Source organism: Aurantibacter sp. (assembly GCF_039941195.1).
In the GTDB taxonomy this organism is placed as follows: domain Bacteria; phylum Bacteroidota; class Bacteroidia; order Flavobacteriales; family Flavobacteriaceae; genus Aurantibacter_A.
Map to the genome: position 1 here is coordinate 1 of NZ_JBDVFA010000044.1, position 6,620 is coordinate 6,620.

Here is a 6,620-nt window from a genome sequence, read left to right on the forward strand (position 1 = left end):
GGCGGTGAAGAATATTGTGGGGCTGTAATTAACACCTCATTAAATCAACTGGAATGGGGTAAAAACGAAGATAACCTAAAAATGATATTCATTGCAGGAAACGAACCTTTTACTCAGGGTAAACTAAATTATAAAGATGCAGTTACCAATGCAAAAGAAAAAGACATTGTGGTGAACACGATTTTCTGTGGAAATTACGAACAAGGTATACATACAGAATGGAAAAAAGGTGCTGCGCTAACTGGAGGCGAATACATTGCTATTGACCACAATCGAAAAGTAGTTCATATAGATACGCCTTATGATGATATCATTATCAAATTAAACTCAAAACTGAATAAAACTTATGTCTCTTACGGTAGTTTGGGTGCCGATAAAAGTAAAATGCAAGTTGCACAAGATTACAATGCAGCAGAAATGGAAGAAGCCATTGCAATAAAACGTGCCGTAAGTAAGAGTTCTCGACTTTATTCCAATTCTAGTTGGGATATGGTAGATGCCATCGAAGATGACAAATTTTCAATCTCAGACCTTAAAGCAGATGATTTACCAGAACATTTAAAAGGTAAAACAACCAAAGAAATTGAAGACTATTTGTTAGCAAAAAAGTTGGAACGCCAGCAAATTCAAGATGAAATACAAGAACTAAACAAAGAACGAGAAGTTTACATTGCAAAACACCAACAAGAAGATTCAAAAGGTGAATTGGAAAATGCAATGCTGGGAGCTATAAAAAAACAGGCAGCAAAAAAGAATTATAAATTTGAATAAGGGTTAATTACCTCACTTTAAAAATAGTAGATTGGTGTAGTGTAGAATGGGTCTATGTTTGAACATACAATAGGCCCATTTTTCTATTCTTAATTAGCCGCAGGACAATAACAGTCGTACTTTCTTTCAGCTTGACCAAAGTCATAACCTACGGTAATTTGATGAAAACCTCCATTATCGAAACGGACATCTCCGGCCTGGTAAGAATAATTATAAGAAACCATAAAATTCTTTATGTTCGCTCCAATTATAGGGGTAAACAACTGTAATCTTTGTTCACCAAAATCGGCACCATTTTGAAATTGAGCTCCATCAAAACTTCTTCTATACGATATTCCTCCCCAAATTCTACCAAAATCAACATCTTTATACACCTTAGCATTAATATCTATCGCTTTTTCTTGTGTAAAATCTGTCATTTGAAACAGAACAGAAGGTTCAAATTGCCATTCGCTCCTACCAAATATATACCCGGCAGAAACCAAATACCTTCTTAAATTATCAATTACTGGAACATCACCCAATCGACCAAAGCGATACAAACTACGTTCCGTCGCTAAAAGATTCATGATTGCAAAATGAGCATAAAACTCCATTTTACTATAAGAAATACCCAAATCCATATTAAAATAACCCTGACTAATTTTTGTTCCAACGATTGCCGGATCAAATTCAACAGAACGAAATTCACTCTCATCTAAGCTACTTTGTAAATATGTTGGACTTAAACCAAAAGATAATTGATTTAAATATCGGGCATCTCCACCTAATTTTAAATGATGTGCATAGGTAAGTTTAAAGCCAGTTTGTGCATGATAACCATTAGCATCATTATAAAATATTGCACCCACTCCACTATTTGATTCTCCTATTCTAAAATTGGCATTTAAAGTTTGTAAATTAGGAGCATCTTCAACGCTAAACCATTGTTTACGAACCGTACCACGTATTTTACCACCCTGACTAATACCAGCCATTGAAGGGTAAACTAAATAGTAGTTATCTGCTAAATAATCAAAGTAAACTGGAATTCCCTCTTGCGCCTTCGAAGAGAACACAAAGGCTAACAATGCAAACAAAAGCAACAATCGCTGTTTCATACAATATAGTTGTGGGGATGTTAAAGCTGGCTGAATATACATTTATAACGACTGAATTGTAAGATTATTATTCACAAAAAAAAGCTTGATTACTGTCCTTTACACCTATTATCCACTAAATACTCAGCAACTTAAAAAAAAACTTAAATCAGATGACAATTTAACAACAAAAAAGCAATCAGTTGATTAAAACGTTACATTTTCGATAAAAGCGTAAAAGCTAGTTGAGGATGCCAACATATAGTAATTTGAATGACGTATTTTTGTATAAAATAGAAGACCATGAAGGAGTTTAATATAACCGTTACTGAAACAAACAACCCAGCTATTCTCAAGTTTGAGACTAATCATATGCTCACGCAGGGTAAAAACTATGAATTTAAGAATATTGATGATGCCAAAAATTCACCTTTAGCACAGCAGTTATTCTACCTTCCATTTATTAAAACAGTATATATTTCTGGCAATTTCATAGGCTTAGAACGATACGATATTGTTGAATGGAATGATGTAAAAGATGAGGTTGCACAACAAATGGTTGAATATTTGAATGCAGGTGAACCGATTATTAATGATGATGAGGCTAATAAAAGTATAGCCGCAACTGTTTACGCAGAAGTTACACCAAATCCGGCTGTAATGAAATACGTATGCAACAGAAAAATTGTTCCTGAAACTTTCGAATTCAAGAATATAGACGAAGCTAAAGATTCTGAACTAGCTAAGAAATTATTCCATTTCCCTTATGTAAAGCAAGTCTTTTTTGATGAAAATTACGTTTCTGTTACAAAATATGACGTTGCCGAATGGGAAGAGATTAACATGGAATTACGCGAATTTATTCGGACCTACCTTTCGGAAGGGAATGAGGTTGTTTCTACAAATGCAACAGCTTTAAAACAGTCTTATGAGGCCGAAGAAATTGAAGCGGTTACACCAAATCTTGATGACACTTCACAACAAATTATTGCAATTTTAGATGAATATGTAAAACCAGCTGTAGCCAGTGACGGTGGAAATATTCTTTTTCAATCTTATGAAGAGAACACTAAAACTGTAAATGTGGTTTTACAAGGTGCTTGTAGTGGTTGTCCTTCTTCCACATTCACTCTTAAAAATGGTATTGAAACCATGTTGAAAAATATGATGGGTGATAAAGTGAATGAGGTAGTAGCCTTAAACGGTTGATAATTAGACTAAAACTTCGATTTACGCTGATATTTTAGTAACTTACTAGTTCACTTAAAAACACTACAAATGTCAGTATTAAAAGTAATTGAAGTATTAGCAAATTCAGATAAGAGTTGGGAAGACGCAGCTAACAATGCCGTATCACACGCATCAAAATCTGTTAAAAACATAAAATCGGTTTATATAAATGAACAAAGTGCTACGGTAAAAGATGGCAAAATGGACAATTTTAGAGTAAACGTTAAAATCACTTTCGAAGTAAAATAACCCTTTAAGCGATTTAAAAAATAGGCGCCTTTATGGCGCTTTTTTTATAGCTCAATAGAACAATTCACGTACATTCTTTTCTTATTTTTTCATTTAATTAAATTATAAGCATACTATAAATAAATGACTCACAAACATACTAACGCACTAATTAAAGAGACGAGCCCTTATCTATTACAACATGCACATAATCCTGTAAACTGGCATGCGTGGAATGATGCTGTTTTAGATAAAGCAAAAGAAGAAAACAAGTTACTTTTAATTAGTATAGGGTATGCCGCATGCCATTGGTGCCATGTAATGGAAGAAGAGTGTTTTGAAGATGAAGAAGCTGCTAACGCTATGAACACCAATTTTGTAAATATTAAAATAGATCGTGAAGAAAGACCCGATGTAGACCACATTTACATGGATGCCTTACAAATGATGACCGGCAGTGGCGGATGGCCACTTAATGTTGTCGCATTACCAGACGGACGCCCATTTTGGGGCGCTACTTTTGTAAAGAAGCAAGATTGGATACGGGTATTAGAACAACTATCAGACCTCTATCAAAATAACCCTGAGAAGGTGATTGAACATGCAGAAAACCTCTCTGAAGGACTTAAAGCAATAAATTTAGTCGAAAATAAAACAAGTATTGAACTTGTAGGCCTAAAAAGTATTGACATATCCGTTGCTAATTGGTCTAAACATTTTGACACCTTTTTAGGAGGTTATAAAAGAGCTCCAAAATTTATGATGCCAGTCAATCTCAATTTTTTACTGCATTATGGCACCGCTACCAAAAATGATGACATATTAGAATATACTCATACGACTTTAACCAAAATGGCTTGGGGTGGAATTTTTGATCATGTAGGCGGTGGATTTTCACGCTATGCTGTAGATACAAAATGGCATGTCCCGCATTTTGAAAAAATGCTTTATGACAATGGCCAATTAATATGTCTATACGCTAAAGCTTATGCAGCCTCTAAGAATTCACTTTATAAACAAACTGTCGTGCGTACAATTGATTTTGTAACTGAAGAATTAATGGATGAAAATGGTGGGTTTTATTCTTCTTTAGATGCCGATAGCTTAAACCAAGATGGAGAATTAGAAGAAGGGGCTTATTATGTATGGCAAGAAAATGAATTAAAATTATTGCTAAATGATGATTTCAATATTTTTAAGGACTTTTTCAATATTAATTCCTATGGTCTTTGGGAGCACGGTAATTATGTTTTAATTCGAGATGCGCATAAAGAAAAAATAGCTAAGAAATACAATTTAGAGCTTAATCAACTTGAGGAAATTATTTCAAGAAATTTAACTATACTAAAGACGAATAGAGCAAAGAGAAACAAACCAAGGCTAGATGACAAAATACTTACTTCTTGGAATGGTTTAATGTTACGCGGTTTAGTAGATGCTTACCGTTATTTAAATGATGACAAATATTTAGGACTCGCTTTAAAAAATGCGAATTTCTTAGTGCAAAATCTATTTAAAGATGACGGCGGATTATACCGTAATCATAAAAAAGGCAAAAGCACTATAAATGGCTATTTAGAAGATTACGCTTCGGTAATAGATGCTTTTATTGGTTTATATGAAGTAACATTTGAAGAACAATGGTTATTCAAAGCCAAGGAACTCACTTCGTATTGTTTTGACAATTTTTTTGACTCAGAAAGCAGCATGTTTTTTTTCACCTCTAGAGAAGATAAAATCATAATAAGAAGAACTATCGAAACAGGTGATAATGTGATACCCGCTTCAAATTCAATAATGGCAAAAAATTTACTGCTACTTTCAAAATTATTTCCCGATTCAATGTATCTCGAAACAGCAAATAGTATGCTTAAAAACATTCAAGATAATTTTGAAAATCAAGGAAACAATCATGCGAATTGGCTACAACTTGCCTTGCTTCAAAATCAGCCTTTTTATGAAGTAGCTATCGTTGGAGAATCATATAAACAAATAGCTGCTGAGTTAGGTCAAAACTATTTACCAAACACTGTTCTTGCAGGCTCAAAAAACGAAGGTGGCATTTCGCTTTTACAAAATAGACATGTAGCTAATAAAACCCAGATTTATATATGCAGACAAGGCACATGCATGCTTCCATTAACTCATACGAAAGAAGTTTTAACCCAATTACATTATTAGGCTTGATCTTAACAATAGTTTAGACATCTTCGCTTGAACTAAGTGTTTAATTTAGCTATGTTGTCGCAAATAAAAAATATAAATATCTAAATGGAAGAATTAACGGACTATCAAAAACATATTGACAATGCTATTAATTGGTTATGGGCAGCATTACCAAACCTAATTTTAGCACTTATAATTTTATTTGTTGGTATCTGGCTTACTCGATTTATAAATAAGCTTGTTGCCAAATTTTTTGAAAAAGCAGATTACGATCAAACACTCGAAACTTTTTTACAAAGCTTTATTAAAATTGCATTAAAAGCAATATTATTTGTTCTGGTTATTACGCAACTCGGTGTAAAATCTACCTCTTTAGTTGCAATTATTGGTGCAGCTGGATTAGCAATCGGACTTGCATTACAAGGATCACTTGCAAATTTTGCTGGAGGTGTACTTATCCTATTATTTAAACCTTTTAAGGTGGGTGACTTTATTTCAGCACAAGGAGTTGACGGAACGGTGAAAGAAATAACAATATTCACAACAAAACTAAACACTTTTGGCAACCAATTGGCCATTCTACCAAATGGACAATTAAGCAACAATAATATTGTAAACTATAATGCAGAAAATACCCGTAGAGATAAAATAGATGTAGGTATCGGATACAGTTCAAACATCAAAAAAGCGAAAGATATTTTATTGCAAATTTGCGCAGATAATGAGAATATTCTCGAAACACCAATTCCTGAAGTATATGTTGGTGAACTCGGTGATAGTTCTGTTAATTTAACATTACGATTTTGGGCAAAAAATGAAGTATTTTGGGCAGCGCATTTTCATGTTCTTGAAGAATTGAAATATCGTTTTGATGCAGAAAATATTGAAATACCATTTCCACAGCGAGTTGTACATTCAAACAGCTAAACTTTGGGTTTCGGCTTTTGAATAATGAAATCTTTTAAATAAAAAGGTTCGAAATAAGCTACGTTTTCAAAAGCCGAAACTTCAAATTTTTCATAAGCCAACATACACATTTCTTTAGATGATGGTATGATGTTAAGTTTATAGGAAAAGTTTGTGGACTCAAGAACTTCTTTACATTTTTCTGCTCCACTACCTACTAGTAATACATTACCTTTTGAA

At 33.4% G+C, this 6,620-nt stretch carries 6 protein-coding genes and 1 pseudogene; 5 read left to right on the plus strand and 2 right to left on the minus strand.

From position 1 onward, the window contains the following. Positions 1–771: hypothetical protein (locus ABJF52_RS08115; protein WP_348148913.1), on the plus strand; the 771-nt coding region annotated here is incomplete at its 5' end. Positions 772–860: 89 nt separating this feature from the next. Here the strand turns inward: ABJF52_RS08115 and ABJF52_RS08120 are convergent. Next, positions 861–1,871: a type IX secretion system membrane protein PorP/SprF gene (locus ABJF52_RS08120; protein WP_348148914.1), complete on the minus strand. Its 1,011-nt coding sequence runs from the start codon at positions 1,869–1,871 to the stop codon at positions 861–863. Positions 1,872–2,153: 282 nt separating this feature from the next. Between ABJF52_RS08120 and ABJF52_RS08125 the strand changes: the two genes are divergently transcribed. From ABJF52_RS08125 to ABJF52_RS08140, 4 genes are all read left to right on the plus strand, one after another. Continuing rightward, positions 2,154–3,059 (plus strand): NifU family protein, encoded by a 906-nt coding sequence (locus ABJF52_RS08125; protein ID WP_348148916.1) that lies wholly within the window; start codon positions 2,154–2,156, stop codon positions 3,057–3,059. A 69-nt stretch (positions 3,060–3,128) separates the two neighbouring features. Beyond that, positions 3,129–3,329 (plus strand): dodecin family protein, encoded by a 201-nt coding sequence (locus tag ABJF52_RS08130; protein ID WP_348148918.1) that lies wholly within the window; start codon positions 3,129–3,131, stop codon positions 3,327–3,329. A gap of 123 nt (positions 3,330–3,452) precedes the next feature. Continuing rightward, positions 3,453–5,489 (plus strand): thioredoxin domain-containing protein, encoded by a 2,037-nt coding sequence (locus ABJF52_RS08135; protein ID WP_348148920.1) that lies wholly within the window; start codon positions 3,453–3,455, stop codon positions 5,487–5,489. Between the two features lie 90 nt (positions 5,490–5,579). Further along, the gene (locus ABJF52_RS08140) at positions 5,580–6,401 is read left to right on the plus strand and encodes a mechanosensitive ion channel domain-containing protein (RefSeq protein ID WP_348148922.1); all 822 of its coding nucleotides are present in this window, start codon (positions 5,580–5,582) and stop codon (positions 6,399–6,401) included. Here the strand turns inward: ABJF52_RS08140 and ABJF52_RS08145 are convergent. After that, positions 6,398–6,620 (minus strand): annotated as a pseudogene (locus tag ABJF52_RS08145) (tRNA (adenosine(37)-N6)-threonylcarbamoyltransferase complex dimerization subunit type 1 TsaB); the annotation flags it as partial. The gene ABJF52_RS08140 and the pseudogene ABJF52_RS08145 overlap by 4 nt on opposite strands.

Coding starts and splice junctions, on each gene's coding strand:
- ABJF52_RS08125 (WP_348148916.1), top strand. CDS start 2,154: ATGAAGGAGTTTAATATAACCGTTACTGAAACAAACAACCCAGCTATT.
- ABJF52_RS08140 (WP_348148922.1), top strand. CDS start 5,580: ATGGAAGAATTAACGGACTATCAAAAACATATTGACAATGCTATTAAT.
- ABJF52_RS08120 (WP_348148914.1), bottom strand. CDS start 1,871: ATGAAACAGCGATTGTTGCTTTTGTTTGCATTGTTAGCCTTTGTGTTC.
- ABJF52_RS08130 (WP_348148918.1), top strand. CDS start 3,129: ATGTCAGTATTAAAAGTAATTGAAGTATTAGCAAATTCAGATAAGAGT.
- ABJF52_RS08135 (WP_348148920.1), top strand. CDS start 3,453: ATGACTCACAAACATACTAACGCACTAATTAAAGAGACGAGCCCTTAT.